General features: G+C 70.9%; 12 protein-coding genes. 7 read left to right on the plus strand and 5 right to left on the minus strand.

Going from position 1 to position 17188, the window contains the following annotated elements:
* Window positions 1–60 precede the first annotated feature (60 nt).
* Window positions 61–546 carry a hypothetical protein gene (locus tag OIE12_RS04575; protein WP_329131982.1) on the plus strand — a complete coding sequence of 162 codons (486 nt, stop codon included), beginning with the start codon at window positions 61–63 and terminating at the stop codon, window positions 544–546.
* A 137-nt stretch (window positions 547–683) separates the two neighbouring features.
* The gene (exaC, locus tag OIE12_RS04580) at window positions 684–2207 is read left to right on the plus strand and encodes an acetaldehyde dehydrogenase ExaC (RefSeq protein ID WP_329131984.1); all 1524 of its coding nucleotides are present in this window, start codon (window positions 684–686) and stop codon (window positions 2205–2207) included.
* Window positions 2208–2241: 34 nt separating this feature from the next.
* Here exaC and OIE12_RS04585 read toward each other — a convergent pair whose 3' ends face one another.
* The gene (locus OIE12_RS04585) at window positions 2242–3252 is read right to left on the minus strand and encodes a LacI family DNA-binding transcriptional regulator (RefSeq protein WP_329131986.1); all 1011 of its coding nucleotides are present in this window, start codon (window positions 3250–3252) and stop codon (window positions 2242–2244) included.
* A 523-nt stretch (window positions 3253–3775) separates the two neighbouring features.
* Here OIE12_RS04585 and OIE12_RS04590 point away from each other — a divergent pair.
* The 4 genes from OIE12_RS04590 (at window position 3776) to OIE12_RS04605 (ending at window position 9372) form a co-directional block, all read left to right on the plus strand.
* The gene (locus OIE12_RS04590) at window positions 3776–5089 is read left to right on the plus strand and encodes an extracellular solute-binding protein (RefSeq protein ID WP_329131988.1); all 1314 of its coding nucleotides are present in this window, start codon (window positions 3776–3778) and stop codon (window positions 5087–5089) included.
* The gene (locus OIE12_RS04595) at window positions 5086–5988 is read left to right on the plus strand and encodes a carbohydrate ABC transporter permease (RefSeq protein WP_329131990.1); all 903 of its coding nucleotides are present in this window, start codon (window positions 5086–5088) and stop codon (window positions 5986–5988) included. The genes OIE12_RS04590 and OIE12_RS04595 overlap by 4 nt, the downstream gene beginning before the upstream one ends.
* 1 nt (window position 5989) lies before the next feature.
* Complete coding sequence (locus OIE12_RS04600; RefSeq protein ID WP_329131992.1) at window positions 5990–6886, plus strand: carbohydrate ABC transporter permease; 897 nt, start codon at window positions 5990–5992, stop codon at window positions 6884–6886.
* A 98-nt stretch (window positions 6887–6984) separates the two neighbouring features.
* Entirely contained in the window at window positions 6985–9372 is a 2388-nt protein-coding gene (locus tag OIE12_RS04605) for a beta-glucosidase family protein (RefSeq protein WP_329131994.1), read from the plus strand.
* A gap of 27 nt (window positions 9373–9399) precedes the next feature.
* On the opposite strand, the gene OIE12_RS04610 is transcribed toward OIE12_RS04605, so the two are convergent.
* Together OIE12_RS04610 and OIE12_RS04615 are read right to left on the minus strand one after the other, a co-directional pair.
* Window positions 9400–10587, minus strand: coding sequence for a fumarylacetoacetate hydrolase family protein (locus OIE12_RS04610; RefSeq protein WP_329131996.1), 1188 nt, complete (start codon window positions 10585–10587; stop codon window positions 9400–9402).
* Between the two features lie 75 nt (window positions 10588–10662).
* Window positions 10663–12399, minus strand: a complete 1737-nt coding sequence (locus tag OIE12_RS04615; protein ID WP_329131998.1) for an IlvD/Edd family dehydratase — start codon at window positions 12397–12399, stop codon at window positions 10663–10665.
* A 105-nt stretch (window positions 12400–12504) separates the two neighbouring features.
* On the opposite strand from OIE12_RS04615, the gene OIE12_RS04620 reads away from it, so the two are divergent.
* A complete protein-coding gene (locus OIE12_RS04620; RefSeq protein ID WP_329132000.1) occupies window positions 12505–13257 on the plus strand; it encodes a FadR/GntR family transcriptional regulator in 753 nt (250 codons plus the stop codon).
* Window positions 13258–13380: 123 nt separating this feature from the next.
* Here OIE12_RS04620 and OIE12_RS04625 read toward each other — a convergent pair whose 3' ends face one another.
* Together OIE12_RS04625 and OIE12_RS04630 are read right to left on the minus strand one after the other, a co-directional pair.
* A complete protein-coding gene (locus OIE12_RS04625) occupies window positions 13381–15090 on the minus strand; it encodes an alpha-glucosidase (protein ID WP_329132002.1) in 1710 nt (569 codons plus the stop codon).
* Window positions 15091–15285: 195 nt separating this feature from the next.
* Entirely contained in the window at window positions 15286–17103 is a 1818-nt protein-coding gene (locus OIE12_RS04630) for a glycoside hydrolase family 76 protein (RefSeq protein ID WP_329132004.1), read from the minus strand.
* Between the last annotated feature and the right edge of the window lie 85 nt (window positions 17104–17188).

Genomic DNA, 17188 nt, shown 5'->3' on the forward strand with positions numbered 1-17188 from the left:
CCGGCCCTCGGCCACACCCCAAAGCCGCGCCCGGCGTCAGGATCCCGGCACCATGGCACGGTGGCCGATCTGCTGTGGGACGACGTCAAAGGCTTCTTCGATCCGGAGGTGATGGGAGCGCTGCCGGACATCCGTGTGCCCGGCACGTCGGTGGAGGACTGGCAGGCGGTTCTCGACCTGGTGGCGGAGCGGGGCTGGCAGTGCGAGTACGTCGAAGGTGAGACAGTCCTCCCCGTGCCTCCGGCAGGGGTCGTGCTGTCGCGGCCGCCGGATGCCGAGTGCCCGAGCCTGCGGGTCCGGCCGGACACCGCTGTCCTGGCGATCTTCCGGTTCGGTTCCGACGACGAGATCGACTTCGACGTCGATCTGCGGGAACTGCAGGGCCAGGCGCGACTCGATGTGTTCTGCGGCTTCGTGCGCGAGATCGGACGGCGGCTGGGCAAGCCGGTGTTCATGGACCCGGAGGGCGACCACGGCCATCCGGTGCTGGGCTTCGATGTCGGAGCCGATCGGGTCGTCCTCCTCGCGCAGCCACCCGTCCGATGACAAGGGGACGGCGGCCACACCGCGCGAGAGGTGCCGCAGCGGTGCGTCCCGCAACCTCCCTGCAACCCCCCTCCTCCTAGTCTCCGGTCGGGAGCTGCCCGGTGGTGGGTGGTGGTTGGTTCGGGAGGGTGAGGGGTATGACGCGTTACGCGGCGCCGGGGAGCGAGGGGGCGGTCGTCTCCTACCAGGCGCGGTACGACCACTTCATCGGCGGCGAGTACGTGCCGCCGGCCCGGGGGCAGTACTTCGAGAACCCGAGTCCGGTGAACGGGCAGCCGTTCACGGAGATCGCGCGGGGCACCGCCGAGGACGTCGAGCGTGCCCTGGACGCCGCGCACGCGGCGGCGCCCTCCTGGGGGCGCACGTCCGTGGCCGCGCGGGCGGAGGTCCTGCTGCGGATCGCCGACCGGATGGAGGCGAACCTGGAGCGGCTGGCCGTCGCGGAGAGCTGGGAGAACGGCAAGCCGGTGCGGGAGACGCTGGCCGCGGACATTCCGCTGGCCATCGACCACTTCCGCTACTTCGCGGGCGCGCTGCGGGCGCAGGAGGGCTCGCTCGGGGAGATCGACGACGACACGGTGGCGTACCACTTCCACGAGCCGCTGGGCGTGGTCGCCCAGATCATCCCGTGGAACTTCCCGATCCTGATGGCGACCTGGAAGCTGGCGCCGGCGCTGGCCGCGGGCAACGCGGTGGTGCTGAAGCCCGCCGAGCAGACCCCGGCGTCGATCCACTACTGGCTGAGCCTGGTCTCCGACCTGCTGCCGCCAGGTGTGGTGAACGTCGTCAACGGCTTCGGGGTCGAGGCGGGCAAACCGCTGGCGTCCAGTCCGCGGGTGGCGAAGGTGGCGTTCACCGGTGAGACGACGACCGGCCGGCTGATCATGCAGTACGCCTCGGAGAACATCACCCCCGTCACGCTCGAGCTGGGCGGCAAGTCGCCGAACCTCTTCTTCGACGACGTGTCGTCCGCGCGGGACGACTTCCTCGACAAGGCGCTCGAGGGCTTCACGATGTTCGCGCTCAACCAGGGCGAGGTGTGCACCTGCCCGTCGCGCGCGCTGGTGCAGCGCGGTCACTACGCCGAGTTCATGGAGGCGGCGGTGGCCCGCACCGAGCGGATCGTCACCGGGCATCCGCTGGACACCGACACGATGATCGGCGCGCAGGCCTCCAACGACCAGCTGGAGAAGATCCTCTCCTACCTGGACATCGGCCGGCAGGAGGGCGCCCGTGTCCTGACCGGCGGGGAACGCATCGAGTACGACGGCGAGTTGAAGGGCGGCTACTACGTCCAGCCGACGATCTTCGAGGGTGACAACCGGATGCGGATCTTCCAGGAGGAGATCTTCGGTCCGGTGGTGTCGGTGACGTCCTTCGACGACCTCGACGACGCGATCAAGATCGCCAACGACACGCTGTACGGGCTGGGCGCGGGCGTGTGGACCCGGGACATGAACACGGCGTACCGGGCGGGCCGCGCCATCCAGGCGGGCCGGGTGTGGACCAACTGCTACCACGCGTACCCGGCGCACGCGGCGTTCGGCGGCTACAAGGGTTCCGGCATCGGCCGCGAGACGCACAAGATGATGCTGGAGCACTACCAGCAGACGAAGAATCTCCTGGTCTCCTACTCGCCGAAGAAGCTCGGCTTCTTCTAGAGGAGAAGAGGGCTGGAGGGGAAGAAGTACCCCCTCACCCCCGCGGCGCCCCCGTGGACGCCCGTACCACCAGTGCGGTGGCGAGTTCGACGTGGTGGGACTCGATCTTCTCGCCGTTGGCCAGGCGGAGGGCGGTGCGCAGGGCCGCGCCGCCCATCTCGCGCAGGGGCTGGCGCACGGTGGTCAGCGGGGGTGAGGCCATCTGGGCGAGGCTGGTGTCGTCGAAGCCGACCACGCTCAGGTCCTCGGGGACGCGCAGTCCCCGCGCGCGGGCGGCCTCGACGGCGCCGACGGCGATCTCGTCGTTGCCCGCGAAGATCGCCGTTGGGGGTTGCGGCAGGTCGAGGAGCGCGCCGGCGCCGAGCAGTCCGGTCTCGTAGGTGAATTCGCCGGGCCGGACGTAGGCGTCCGGTACCGGCGCCCCTTCCGCCTCCATGGCGGCGCGGTAGCCGTGCATGCGTGCCTGGTTGCACACGGCCAGGGCGGGCCCGCCGAGGTAGGCGATGCGGCGGTGCCCCAGGGAGAGCAGGTGCCGGGTCGCGGCCAGGCCGCCGGCGAAGTTGGTCGCGCCGACGCTGTTGACCCGGCTGTCCGGCAGGTGCAGGGGGTCGAGGACGACCAGTGGCAGCCCGGACCTGGCCAGTTCGTTCAGGTGTGCCGCGGTGTGCACGCTGGTGACCGCGATCAGGGCGCGGCGCCCGGCCGAGACCAGGTCCCGGGCCCAGTGCGGGGCGAGGGTGGCCTTGCTGATCACCACCGAGGCGCCCAGTTCGGCCGCGGCGTCGACGATGCCTTCCAGTGTCTCGGCCACGTACGCCTTGAGACCGCCCTGAAACTGCACCTCGATGGTCGGGCTCTCGACGGCCTCGGTGTGGCGGAAGACAGGTGCGAGGTAGTCGTGCAGGTGCAGCAGTTCCTGCACCCGGGTGCGGGTGCCCGGCGCCACGTCACCGCGGCCGTTGACCACTTTGGACACGGTCGCCACGGACACTCCGGCCGCTTGGGCGATGTCCGCCAACGTGGTGCGCCTGGCGTTCGGTCGCATCGGTTCCTCTCAGCATCGGGTCCACCGGAGCGGTGTGAGCCGCGGTTCGCGCGGGTGGAGCCGGTCAACGGTACGGCAATCCGGCGCCCCGCCCGTCCGGGGACGGCACCCCGCCCGTCCGGGGACGATCCACCACCCCGCCCGCCCGGACGCGGTCCGGTACGGGCGGCGGCGGGCCGTGCCGGGTCGTCGCGGCATGACCTGCACCGACGGCGCGTCGGCCCCAGCCCGCCCGTCGGCCTGCCTTTCGCCAAGTCCTTTCGAAACAGTTTCGGGCCCTGCCCAGAATACTCGTACGTCACCCCGGCCCGGCACCGCGAGTCCGAACTCCACTCTGAGAACGCCTCTGCACATACCTTGACAGGGCTTCGGCCCGGTACCTAATTTGCGTGCACCGAGTTCGCGGACACGTTCGACGATTGCTGTTTCGAAAAGTTTTCGACACGACTCCCCGAGTAACCGACGACTCACGAGCAGCCGACGGCTCACCAGCGGCCGACGGCCCTCGAGTGCGGAGAAGCACATGGCGAACCCCCTCTCTCGACGTACCCTCCTCGGCATGGCGGCCGCCGTCCCGGTCTCCGCGGCGCTGTCGGCGTGCGGCTCGTCGGGTCCCGGCAAGAGCGACAAGGCCTCGTACTGGTACCTCAGCGGCCAGCCCCAGGAAGGCGTCAGGACGAAGGCCCTGGACGCGTTCAACGAGGCCCACTCCGACGAGCGGATCAAGGGCACCACCTTCCAGAACGACGCCTACAAGACGAAGATCAAGACGGCCATCGGCGCCGGCGAGGCGCCCACGCTCATCTGGGGCTGGGGCGGCGGCACGCTGCGCAGCTATGTGAAGGCGGGGCAGGTCGAGGACCTCACGTCGTGGTTCGGCGACCACCCGGAGGTCAAGAAGCGGCTGTTCCCGACCGCGTTCGGCCCGGCCACGATCGACGGCAGGATCTACGCGATGCCGTGCGAGACGGTGCAGCCGATCGTCCTCTACTACAACAAGAAGGTCTTCGAGAAGGTCGGCGTCGAGCCCCCGCAGTCCTGGGGCGACATCATGGACCTGGTTCCCAAGTTCAACGCGAAGAACATCGCGCCCTTCTCCCTGGGCGGCCAGTCCCGGTGGACGAACATGATGTGGCTGGAGTTCCTCTTCGACCGCATCGGCGGTCCCGAGGTGTTCCAGGCCGTCTTCGACGGTGAGAAGGACGCCTGGTCCAACCCGGCGGCCCTGGACGCGCTCGGCAAGGTGCAGGAGCTGATCAAGGCGGACGGCTTCGTCAAGGGCTTCTCCTCGATCACCGCGGACTCCAACGCCGACCAGGCGCTGCTCTACTCCGGCAGGGCCGCGATGATGCTGCACGGTTCCTGGTCGTACGGCATCCAGAAGGCCGACGGCGGGCGCTTCGTCGCCGACGACGGGCTCGGCTTCATGAACTTCCCGCCCGTCGACGGCGGCAAGGGCGATCCGAGTGACACCGTCGGCAACCCCGGCCAGTATCTGTACATCTCGTCCAAGGCAAGCGCCGAGCAGAAGAAGATCGCCAAGGACTACTTCACCAAGGGTGTCCTCCAGCCGGCCGAGGTGAAGAACTGGATCGGCACCGGCGCGGTCCCGCTGCTGCTCGGCACCGAGAAGCAGCTGGCGGCCTCCGACGACGCCGAGTTCCTGAATTTCACCTACGACGTCGCCAGCAAGGCCAAGACGTTCGCCCAGTCCTGGGACCAGGCGCTCAGTCCGACGGCCGCGGAGACGCTGCTGGACAACATCGCCAAGCTGTTCCAGCGGTCCATCTCGCCGAAGACCTTCGCCGCCAACATGAACGCGGTCATCGGCAAATGAGCGTACTGACCGGTCCTCCGCGGCGTCGCGAGCCGAGCGGCATCCTGCCGTGGCTCGCGGCGCCGGCGCTGGTGTTCTTCGTCGGTTTCGCCGTGATCCCGCTCCTCGGTGTCTTCGCGCTCAGCTTCGCCAACTGGGACGGGATCGGCAGCATCCATCCCTCGGGGCTGACCAACTGGCGCGCGGTGCTCACCAACCCCGGGCTGCCGCACGCCCTCTGGGTCACGTTCCTGGTCATGGCCGTGTCCTGGGCGGTGCAGACGCCGCTGAGCGTGCTGCTCGGCGCGTTCCTGGCCGGCAGTCAGCGCTACCGTGCGGTGCTGGGCGTGGTGTACTTCGTGCCGCTGCTGCTCAGCTCGGCGGCCATCGCGCTGACGTACAAGGCACTCCTTGACCCCAACTTCGGGATCGGTCACGGGCTGGGGATCGGCTTCCTCAGCCAGGACTGGCTGGGCCGGCCGTGGCTCGCCTTCGGCCTGGTGATCTTCGTCGTCTCCTGGCAGTTCATCCCGTTCCACTCGCTGCTGTACCAGGGCGCGGTCCGGCAGATCCCGCAGTCGCTGTACGAGGCGGCGCAGCTGGACGGCGCCGGTCGGGTCCGGCAGTTCTTCAGCATCACGCTGCCGCAGCTGAAGTACACCGTCATCACCTCCTCGACGCTCATGGTGGTGGGGTCGCTGACCTTCTTCGACCTGATCTTCATCCTGACCGAGGGCGGTCCCGGGGACGCGACCCGGGTCCTCGCACTGGACATGTACAAACGGGGTTTCCAGGCCAACCTGATGGGACCGGCCAGCGCCATCGCCGTCATCCTCGTCCTGGTGGGCCTGGCCCTCGCCCTGCTGCTGCGCAGGCTCGGGGGCCGGGACGCCGGTGACAGCCAACTCGAGGGGGCCTGACGTGACGACCACGCTGACCAAGCCCGAGCGGCCGGAGAAGACCGCGCAGCGCGAGGGGCGCCGCCGCTCCCGTCCGGCGGCCCGCCGGCGCAACTGGGCGGGCGGTCTGGCCGGCTGGCTCTGGTTCCTCATCGTCGCCGTGCCCCTGTACTGGGTGCTCATCACCAGTCTGAAGGAGAAGAGCGCCTACTACGCGAGCAATCCGATGGTGCCGCCGGGCGACCCCACGCTGGACAACTACCAGATGGTCATCGACTCCGACTTCCCGTCCTACTTCGTCAACAGTGTCGTGGTCGCCGTCGGCGCGGTGGTACCGGCCGTGGCGGTCTCCTTCATGGCCGCCTACGCGATCGTGCGGGGCTGGCGCTTCAGGTTTCTGCGGGCCGTCAACGGCCTGTTCCTGATGGGCCTCGCCATTCCGCTGCAGGCGACGGTCATCCCGGTGTACCTGATCATCATCAAGCTGCATCTGTACGACAGTCTGCTGGCGCTGATCCTGCCGTCGATCGCCTTCGCCATTCCGCTGTCCGTGCTGGTGCTGTCCACCTTCCTCCGGGACGTGCCCAAGGAACTCTTCGACTCGATGCGGGTCGACGGGGCCACCGAGTGGACGACCCTGTGGCGGCTGGCGGCGCCGCTCACCCGGCCGGCCCTCACCACCGTGTCCATCTACAACGCGCTGACCATCTGGAACGGTTTCCTGCTGCCGCTGATCCTCACCCAGAGCCCGTCGAAGCGGACGCTTCCGCTGGCCCTGTGGTCGTTCCAGGGCCAGTACGGGGTGAACGTCCCCGCCGTGCTCGCCGCCGTCGTCCTCACGACGGCGCCCATCCTGGCGCTCTACGTCTTCGGGCGCCGGCAGCTGCTCAGCGGCCTGACGGCCGGATTCGGCCGGTGACCGGCCGCTGGAGACCATGAGGCCGGGCACCGGCCCGCCGGAACCTCGAGGCCCGTGACCCGCCCGCTGGAAGCCCTGACGTCGTCCGTGGAAGGAAAGTGACCGTCAACGTGGCCGTGGAGCCCCTGCCCGCGATACCCCTCTGGAACGACCCCACCGTCCCCGTCAGCGCCAGGGTCGACGCCCTGATCGCCGCGATGACCCTCCAGGAGAAGACCGCCCAGCTGTACGGGGTATGGGTCGGCGCCTCCGACGAGGGCGGCGAAGTGGCCCCCCACCAGCACGACATGGAGGATCCCGTCGATCTCGACGCGCTCCTGCCCGCCGGACTGGGCCAGTTGACCCGGCCCTTCGGCTCCCGCCCCGTGGATCCCGCCCTGGGCGCCCTGTCCCTGGCCCGCACCCAGCAGCGCATCGCCGCCACGAACCGCTTCGGCATCCCCGCCCTCGCCCACGACGAGTGCCTCGCCGGCTTCGCCGCCTGGGGGGCGACCGCCTACCCGGTGCCGTTGTCCTGGGGCGCCACCTTCGACCCGGACCTGGTGCGGGAGATGGCCGCCGCCATCGGCCGGGACATGCGTGCGGTCGGCGTCCACCAGGGCCTCGCGCCCGTCCTGGACGTGGTGCGCGACGCCCGCTGGGGCCGGGTGGAGGAGACCATCGGCGAGGACCCCTACCTCGTCGGCACCGTCGCCACCGCCTACGTCCAGGGCCTGGAGTCCGCCGGCATCGTCGCGACCCTCAAGCACTTCGCCGGGTACTCCGCCTCCCGCGCCGGACGCAATCTCGCCCCCGTCTCCATGGGCCCGCGCGAACGCGCCGACGTCCTGCTGCCGCCCTTCGAGATGGCGATCCGGGAAGGCGGCGCCCGGTCGGTGATGAACGCCTACACCGACACCGACGGCCTGCCCTCCGCCGCCGACGAGGATCTGCTCACCGGACTGCTGCGGGACACCTGGGGCTTCGACGGCACCGTCGTCGCCGACTACTTCGCCATCGCCTTCCTCAAGACCCTGCACGGCATGGCGGCCGACTGGGCGGACGCCGCCGGTACGGCGCTGCGGGCCGGCGTCGACGTCGAACTGCCCAACGTCAAGACGTACGGCGCACCCCTGACCGAGGCCGTCGCCGACGGCCGCATACCGGAGGAACTGGTCGACCGCGCGGTGCGGCGGGTGCTCACCCAGAAGGCGGAGCTCGGTCTGCTCGACGCGGACTGGGACCCCGTGCCGGCCGCGCTCGACGGACCGGACCTCAAGGACCCGGACCCGGCAGCGCTGCGCGGCCGGATCGACCTGGACGGTCCGGACAACCGCGCGCTGGCCCGCACGATCGCCGAGGAGGCGGTCGTCCTGCTGAGCAACGACGGCACCCTGCCGCTGGCCGGGCCGCGCCGGATCGCCCTGCTCGGGCCCAACGCCGACGAGCCCGTCGCCGTGCTGGGCTGCTACTCCTTCCCCCAGCACATCGGCGTCCGCCATCCCGGGACCCCGCTCGGCATCGAACTGCCCACGCTGCGCGACACGCTCGCCGCCGAGTTCCCCGACGCGGAGATCACTCTCGCCCGCGGCACCGGGATCGACGACGGGGATCTCTCCGGCATCGAGGAGGCCGCCCGGGCCGCGCGCGAGGCCGACGTCGCCGTGGTGGTGCTCGGCGACCGTGCCGGGCTCTTCGGGCGGGGCACCAGCGGCGAGGGGTGCGACGTCGGTTCGCTGGCGCTGCCGGGCGCGCAGCAGCGGCTGCTCGACACCCTGCTCGACGGGGAGACGCCCGTGGTCACCGTGCTGCTCGCGGGGCGGCCGTACGCGCTGGGCCGCGCCGTGGCGGAGTCCGCCGCGCTCGTGCAGTCCTTCTTCCCGGGCGAGGAGGGCACGCACGCGCTCGCCGGGGTGCTCAGCGGCCGCGTCAACCCCTCCGGGCGGCTCCCGGTCGGGGTGCCGCGCGATGCGGGCTCCCAGCCGGCCACGTACCTGGGGGCGCCGCTCGCGCATGTCAGCGGCGTGTCCAGCATCGACCCGACGCCCGCGTTCGCCTTCGGACACGGTCTGTCCTACACACGGTTCGACTGGACGGACCTGGCCGTGGACAGCCGTGAAGCCCCGACGGACGGCGAGTTCGCCCTCGCCCTCACCGTGCGCAACACCGGCGGGCGGTCCGGGACGGAGGTCGTCCAGCTCTATCTGCACGACCCGGTCGCCTCCGTGGTCCAGCCGGTGCAGCGGCTCGTCGCCTACGCCCGCGTGGCACTGGAGCCGGGCGAGGCGCGGCGGGTGCGGGTCACCGTCCCGGCCGACCTCGCCTCCTTCACCGGGCGCGACGGCCGGCGCGTCGTCGAACCGGGCGAGCTGGAGCTGCGGCTGGCCGCGTCCAGCGCCGATCCGCGCCTGACGGCGACGCTCACGCTGACCGGGGCCGAGCGCCCCGTGGACCACACGCGGCGTCTGCACGCCACGGTGACGCAGGAGCCGGTCGCCAAGGAGTGACGCGGGCTCCCGCCGCCTGGGAACAGGTCACAGCAGGCCGCGCCGGGCGAGGTTGCGCAGCAGCGCGCCCACGCCGAACGTCCACGGCGCGGCCTGTTCGCTGGTCACGACGGTGTTGACCAGGGCGCCGAGCCGCGGGCTGGAGATCCGCACGAGGTCGCCGTACTCGTGGGTGAAGCCCGCGCCGGGCGCGTGCCGGTCCTCGGTGGGCGCGAACAGGGTTCCGGTGAACAGCGCGAAGCCGTCCGGGTACTGGTGGTGCGGGCCGTACGTGGCGGCCACCAGATCCGCCACGTCGCGGCTGATCTCGCGCAGGGAGCTGCTGCCGTGCAGGACGTAGCCGTCCGTGCCGTCGACGCGCAGGTCGATGTCGAGCCCGCGGACGGTGTCGAGGCCGAAGTCCTCGTCGAGGAGGCGGACGAACGGGCCGATCGCGCAGGAGGCGTTGTTGTCCTTGGCGCGGCCCAGCAGCAGGGCGCTGCGTCCCTCGATGTCGCGGAGGTTGACGTCGTTGCCGAGGGTGGCGCCGCGTGTCCGGCCGCGGGAGTCCACGACGAGGACGAGTTCGGGTTCGGGGTTGTTCCACACCGAGGCGCCGAGCACTCCGATCTCGGCGCCGGTGCCGACGGCGGACAGGACGGGGGCCTTGGTGAAGACCTCCGGGTCCGGTCCGATGCCGACCTCCAGGTACTGCGACCACAGTCCTTCGGCGACGAGCAGTTCTCTGGCCCTGGCCGCCTCGGGCGAGCCGGGGCGGATGCCGTCGAGGGCGCCGCCCACCACCTGCTGGACGCGGTCGCGTACCCGTGCGGCCCGTGCCGGGTCGCCGCCGGCGCGCTCCTCGATGACGCGCTCCAGCAGACTCCGGGCGAAGGTGACGCCCGCGGCCTTGATGACCTGGAGGTCGACGGGGGCGAGCAGGTGGGGCAGGTCACGGCGGCCGACGGGCGTGTCGAGGAGTGCGTCCAGGCGCCAGACCCGTCCGCCGTCGGCCTCGCGGACGAGGGCGGCCGCGTCGTCGCGTTCCATGAGGTCGGAGACGGTGGGTGCGAGGGCCGTCAGGTCGACGACGTGCTCGCCGCGGACCGCGGCGACGCACGGTCCGTCGCGCTCCGGGTCGTGGACGCGGGCGACGAGGGCGGCCCGGTCGGCGTCCTCGGGCAGGACGGAACCGGCGGTGAGGACCGGTCGGGGGCGCGCTGCTGCCGGTTCCACGATCGATGCTCTCCTGGGGTCGGAAGGTAGGGGTTCAGTGGAAGTCGCGAACTCTCCTCGAGCCGAGGGGCCCGCTCAGTGGGAGTCGCGCGGCACCTCGTGTCCCCGGCTGCCGCGCAGGAAGTCGAAGTCGGCGCCCCGGTGCGCCTGTTCCACGTGCTGGGTGTAGAGCCAGGTGTAGCCGCCGGTGTACCGCTCGGCGGGCGCCCGCCATTCCTGCCGGCGGCGCGCGAGTTCGGCGTCGTCCACGTCCAGGCGCAGGGTGCGGTTCGGGACGTCGAGGACGACGAGGTCCCCGTCGCGCACCAGGGCGAGGGGTCCGCCGACGGCGGCCTCGGGCGCCACGTGCAGGACGACCGTCCCGTACCCGGTGCCGCTCATCCGGCCGTCGCAGACGCGCACCATGTCGGTGACGCCGGCCTTGAGCAGCTTGGCGGGCAGGGGCACGTTGGAGACCTCGGGCATGCCGGGGTAGCCCTTGGGGCCGGCGTTGCGGATGACGAGGACGGTGTTCTCGTCGACGTCGAGGTCGGGGTCGTCGGCCACCTCGTGGTAGGCCTCGGGCGAGTCGAAGACGCGGGCGGGGCCGCGGTGGGTGAGCAGGTGCGGCGAGGCGGCGGACTGCTTGAGCACGGCGCCGTCGGGGCAGAGGTTGCCGCGGAGGACGGCGATGCCGGTGCCGGCGGGCTGGAAGGGGGCGTCTAGGGGGGTGATGACGTCGGAGTCGACGCACTCGGCGCCCTCGTTGTTCTCGGCGAGGGTGCGTCCGGTGACGGTGAGCGCTTCGCCGTGCAGCAGCTCGCCGCCGAGCAGTTCGGCCAGCACGGCGGGCAGGCCGCCCGCGTAGCAGAAGTCCTCCATGAGGTACGTGCCGCTGGGCATCAGGTTGACCAGGGTGGGCACCGCGCGGACCAGTTCGTCGAAGTCCCGCAGGTCAAGCTCGACGCCGACGCGTCCGGCGAGGGCGGTGAGGTGGATGAGGGCGTTGGTGGAGCCGCCGATGGCCGCGTTGACGCGGATGGCGTTCTCGAACGCCTCCCGGGTCAGGATGTGCGAGGGGCGCAGTTCCTCCTCGACCATCGCCACGATGCGCCGCCCGGCCGCCTGTGCGGTCTCCATCCGCCGGGAGTCGACGGCGGGCCAGGCCGCCGAGCCCGGCAGCTGCATGCCGAGCGCCTCGGCCATGCAGGCCATCGTGGAGGCGGTGCCCATCGTCATGCAGTGGCCGCGGGAGCGGGCCATGCACCCTTCGGCGAAGAAGCACTCCTCCTCGGTCATGCGGCCGGTCTTCAGGTCCTCCTCGAACTTCCAGACGTGAGTGCCGGATCCCACGTCCTGGCCCCGGTACTTGCCGTTGAGCATCGGTCCGCCGGTGACCATGACGGCGGGCAGGTCGACGCTGGCGGCGCCCATGAGCATGGCGGGGGTCGTCTTGTCGCAGCCGGACAGGAGCACGACGCCGTCGAGCGGGTTGGCCCGGATCAGCTCCTCGACCTCCATGGCCATGAGGTTGCGGTACAGCATGGCGGTGGGGCGCATCAGGGTCTCGCCGGTGGCCATGGTGGGGAACATCAGCGGCAGTCCGCCCGCCTGCCACACGCCCCGCTTGACGGCTTCGGCGACGTCGGTCAGGTGGGTGTTGCAGGGGGCGAGTTCGGAGGCGCTGGTGGCGATGCCGATGACGGGGCGCCCGTCGAACACCTCGTGTCCGAGCCCCTGGTTGCGCATCCAGGAGCGGTACAGCATGCCGCTGCGGCCCCGTGCGCCGAACCAGGCCTGGCTGCGGCGGCTCTTCTCCCGACCGTCGGTCATGTGCACACTCCCGTGGCTGTGGCGTCGTCCGCTGCGCGAAGGGGCGTTGCCGGGCGGTGGCCCGGAGGCCGTACCCTGTCAGGCAATCATTAAATGATTCGATGAATGGCGTCCAGGGGGCGAGCGGAGATCGTGGTCGAATTCCTGACCATGCACCAGCGCGTGGTCGACGAGCTCGGGCGGCGCATCGCGGGCGGCGAGTGGGAGCCGGGCGGGCCGTTGCCGGTCGAGGACGTGCTCGCGGCGGAGATCGGCGTCAGCCGGGGGGTGTTGCGGGAGGCGGTCAAGGCGCTGGTGGCCAAGGGGATGCTGCGCGTCCGGCCGCGCACCGGCACGCGGGTGCTGCCGCCGGAGCAGTGGAACCATCTGGACCGTGACGTGCTGCGCTGGCAGCAGGCCGGGGACGCGGCGGCGCTGCTGCGCGACACGGGGGAACTGCGCCGGATCGTCGAGCCCGCGGCGGCCCGGCTCGCCGCGGAGCGGGCCGGGCCCGGGGAGGTGCGGGTCCTGTACGACTGCCTGGCGGCCATGGAGGCCGCGGCGGCGGCACCCGGCCGCCGCGGCTATGTCGAGGCCGACACCGCCTTCCACCGGGCCCTGCTCGACGCCGGCGGCAACCGTCTGCTCGGCTCGCTGGGCCGAGCCGTCGACATCGCCCTCGAGCACAGCTTCCACGTCAGCACCCGGACGCCGGGCGCGGTGGAGGCCTCGCTGCCGCGGCACCGCGCCGTCGTGCGGGCCGTCGAGGCCCGCGATCCGGACGCCGCGGCGGCCGCCGTGCTGGCGATCATCGAGGCCGCCGACCAGGAGATCGCCCGGTCGCCGGGCAGGCCGGGCCCGCCCGGCGACACCGTGTGACCCGGGAGCTCGGCGCGGAGCCGGCTCCCGGGCTGTGCCCGGATCGTTTCACCGGGGCCCACGGCATACGCAGACGGTCCGGGCCTCGACAGCGGGCGGCTCCGGCCTCGCAACGCGGGCGGCTCAGGCCTCGACCGTCCGGCGGTAGACCACCGCCTGCCAGGGCGCCAGCGTGAGGTCGGCCGACGGGGCCGCCTCGTTGGTCAGCAGGAGTTCGGCGGACGACCAGGCGGCGGCGTCCTCGATCTCCGCCCTGACGCGCCGGCCGGTGAAGTTCCCGATGACCAGCAGCTCGGTGGCGCCGAGCCGCCGGGTGAAGGCGTACAGCCGCTCGTCGTGCGGCAGCAGCATGGTGAAGTCGCCGTCGACCACGGCCGGTTCGGTGTGCCGGAGGGCGATGAGCCGACGGTAGTAGTGGTACGTCGAGTCGGGGTCGTCGCGCTGGGCGGCGGCGTTGATCCGGGTGTGGTTGGGGTTGACGGCCAGCCACGGCCGCCCGGTGGTGAACCCCGCGTGCGGCGAGGCGTCCCACTGCATCGGCGTGCGCGCGTTGTCCCGTCCCCGGGCGCGCAGCACCGTGAGCACCTCCTCGGGGGAACGGCCGTCCCTCTCCACCGCCTCGGCATACTGTCCGAGGGACTCGATGTCGCGGAAGTCGGCGATGGTCTCGAACGGGTAGTTGGTCATGCCGAGTTCTTCGCCCTGGTAGACGTAGGGCGTGCCGCGGTGCATGTGCAGCACGGTGCCGAGCATCTTGGCGGAGGCGACGCGGTGGGCGGGGCTGTCGTCGCCGTAGCGGGAGACCGCGCGGGGCTGGTCGTGGTTGTTCCAGTAGAGGCTGTTCCAGCCGTGTTCCGCGAGGCCCGCCTGCCAGCGTCCGAGGATGGCCTTGAGCCGGGTGAGCTTGAGTGGGACGAGTTGCCAGGGGTCGTCGCCGCGGTCGGCCCAGACGTGGTCGAACTGGAAGACCATGTCGAGTTCGCGCCGGCGCGGGTCGGTGAACCGGACGGCCTCCTCGATGGTCACGCCGGGCATCTCGCCGACGGTCAGTACCGCGTCGCGGCCGGCGAACACCTCTTCGTGCATCTCGTGCAGGAACTCGTGGACGCGCGGGCCGTTGACGTACCCCGCCGCGCTCTCGGGGAAGACCGCGGTGCCCGCCACCGGGCCGTCCGGGAGCGCGGTGTCCTTGGAGATCAGGTTGATGACGTCCATCCGGAAGCCGTCCACGCCGCGGTCCAGCCACCACCGCATCATCGTGTGAACGGCTTGCCGGACCTCCTCGTTCTCCCAGTTCAGATCGGGCTGTTTGCGGGAGAAGAGGTGCAGGTAGTACTCGCCGGTCTTGTCGTCGAACTCCCAGGCCGAGCCGCCGAACGCGGCGGTCCAGTTGGTCGGTTCGGCGCCGGGCGTGCCGGGTTCCATGCCCTCGCGGGCCGGCCGCCACCAGTACCAGTCACGCTTGGGGGACGCCTTGTCGCTGCGGCTCTCGAGGAACCACGGGTGTTCGTCCGAGCTGTGGTTGACCACCAGGTCCATGACCAGTTTCATGCCGCGCGCGTGGACGCCGGCGAGCAGCTCGTCGAAGACGTCGAGGTCGCCGAAGAGGGGGTCGATGTCCTGGTAGTCGCTGATGTCGTAGCCGTTGTCGTCCTGCGGGGAGGGGTAGATGGGCGACAGCCAGATGACGTCGACGCCGAGGCCGGCGAGGTGGTCCAGGTGGGCGATGATTCCGCGCAGGTCTCCCACGCCGTCCCCGTCGGCGTCCGCGAAGCTGCGGGGGTAGATCTGGTACACGACAGCGCTTTTCCACCAGGGGTCCATCGTCTGCATCCTTCCGTCGCATCGCCGTCGCGGAGCCGCGGGCCCGCGGGAACCGGTCTCGGCGGTGGGTGCGGGCAGCGGGGCGGCACACCGCCGGGAGGTGCCGCGGCGGTGTGCCGCCCCACTGTCCGCCTGTCTCGGGCGTGGTGCCGGGCGCTCACCCGGCCCTCCACGCCTGCTGATCGGTCGGTCCGGCCGCCCGGCTCAGTGGATCCGGACGGAGGACATCCGGTCGTTCGCCGGTCCGACGTTCGGGTTGTCCGCCGTGTACGTCCACTTGGTGCCGTCGAAGTTCCCGTCCTGGTAGACGTCGACGGTCCAGCCGGCCGGTACCTGGAGGGAGGTCATGGTGTCGTTCCTGAGGCCGGCGGCCTGCAGCTGGGCGACCGTGTAGTCGCCCTTCTTCAGGGAGACGGCCTTCCCCGTGTAGCCCGCGTCCTCGTAGAACGTCGCGGCGTCCGGGGAGCCGGAGAGGGTGAGCGAGTCGATGTTCGCCGCCAAGTCGCCGGTGTCGTACTGGAGCTTGACCGTCGCTCCGTCGGGAATGGAGACGGGCACGGTGGTGTCGGCGAAGGTGGCGTTCCAGTTCCCGGTGTACGGGAAGGCGACCTTCCGCGCGAAGCGGCCGTTGACGTAGAGGCTGAGCTTGGCGCCCTTGTTGGCGCTGGCGGTTCTGAAGGTCAGCGAGTCCGTCGCCGAGAGGTTGTGGAACTCGACGCCCGCCCCGGCCTTGTCGATGCTGCCGACCAGTTGGCCGCCGGAGGCCGAGGTGGCCGACTCGTTGCGGCCGGTGCCGTACTTCTGGCCGGTCTCCGCCTCGATGCGGCCCGAGCGCTGCCGGGCGGCGAGGGTGTACGTCATCGCCGCGAGGCCGGAGGCCACGCCCGTGGACCGCCCGTTGGTGAGGGTCTGGTCGAAGGCGGCCGAGGGGAGGTCGTTGGTGCGGTGGTCGTAGGACGACTGGGCGTTGTCGCCGAGCCAGCCGAGGTACTGGTCCTGGCCGCCCAGCGTGATGAACTTGTAGAGCCCGCGCAGGAAGATGCCCTTGAAGACGATCTCGTAGCTGCCCACCGGGTCGGGCCGGTAGAGGCCGTTGCCGCCGACGTCGTCCTCGTGGACGATGATCTGCTTGTTGCCGGTGGTGAAGTGGGACCTGGCGAAGTCGGCGACCTTCCGGCCGTCGGCGAGGTAGGTGTCGTCCTTCGTCAGGTCGTAGAGGTTGGCGCCCAGTTCCAGGAAGACGCCGGCGTTGTAGGTGTAGAGGTTGTCGTCCCAGCCGCGTCCGGAGAAGGAGTTCTCCAGGCCGCCGTCCGGGCGCAGGAAGCTCTTCTTCAGCCAGTCGTAGGTGTCCTGGGCGATCTGCAGATACGTCTTGTCGGTGTTCGTCGGGTTGTTGTGGACGGTGACGTCCGGGTAGTAGCGGGCCAGTTCGGCGGCGGCGATGGCGAAGCCGTTGGAGGGGACGTCCTTCTGGTCCTTGGTGGCGCGCTCGCGCCAGAAGCCGCCGCCGTGGACGTCGTCGTAGTAGTCCCGGTAGAAGAAGTCCAGATGCCACTTGGCCTGGTCGCGCATGTGCCGGTCGCCCGTGGCCTCGTAGGCGTCGAGGGCGAACTGGGTGGCCCAGGAGTAGTCGTCGTTCCAGTCCGAGTCGTTGCCTATCCAGCAGTTGGGGTTCCCGAAGCGGTCGGCCGAGTGCGTGTTCTCGTACCGGTAGTAGGTCTCGCTGATCCGGTCCTTCCACTGTCCGGTCAGCCGTGAGGCGTCGGTGAGGGTCTCCCGGTCGAAGGATGCCTCCCAGAAGTGGATGGCCGAGGTGTGGGAGAGGTCGGTCTTGAAGTCGCCCGCGTCGATGGAGTAGTTGCCGAGGAAGGAGTTCGTGGTCCTGACGAGGTCGGCCCGGTTGAACGTGGCGGCCGTGCTCGCCGCGCTCGCCGGCGAGGCACCGGCGAGGAAGCCGCCGGTGAGCATCGCGGTCGCGAGCACGACTCCTGTCGCCCTCACCGCATGGGTTTCGTACCTCATGGGTTGCACTCCCTGTCTGTTCGGTGAACGGCCTTCAGAGGGGGCCGTTCCGCGTGGGGGTGGTACATACGGGGATGCCGGTGAC

The sequence above is a fragment of the Streptomyces sp. NBC_00670 genome (assembly GCF_036226765.1).
Classification (GTDB): Bacteria; Actinomycetota; Actinomycetes; order Streptomycetales; family Streptomycetaceae; genus Streptomyces.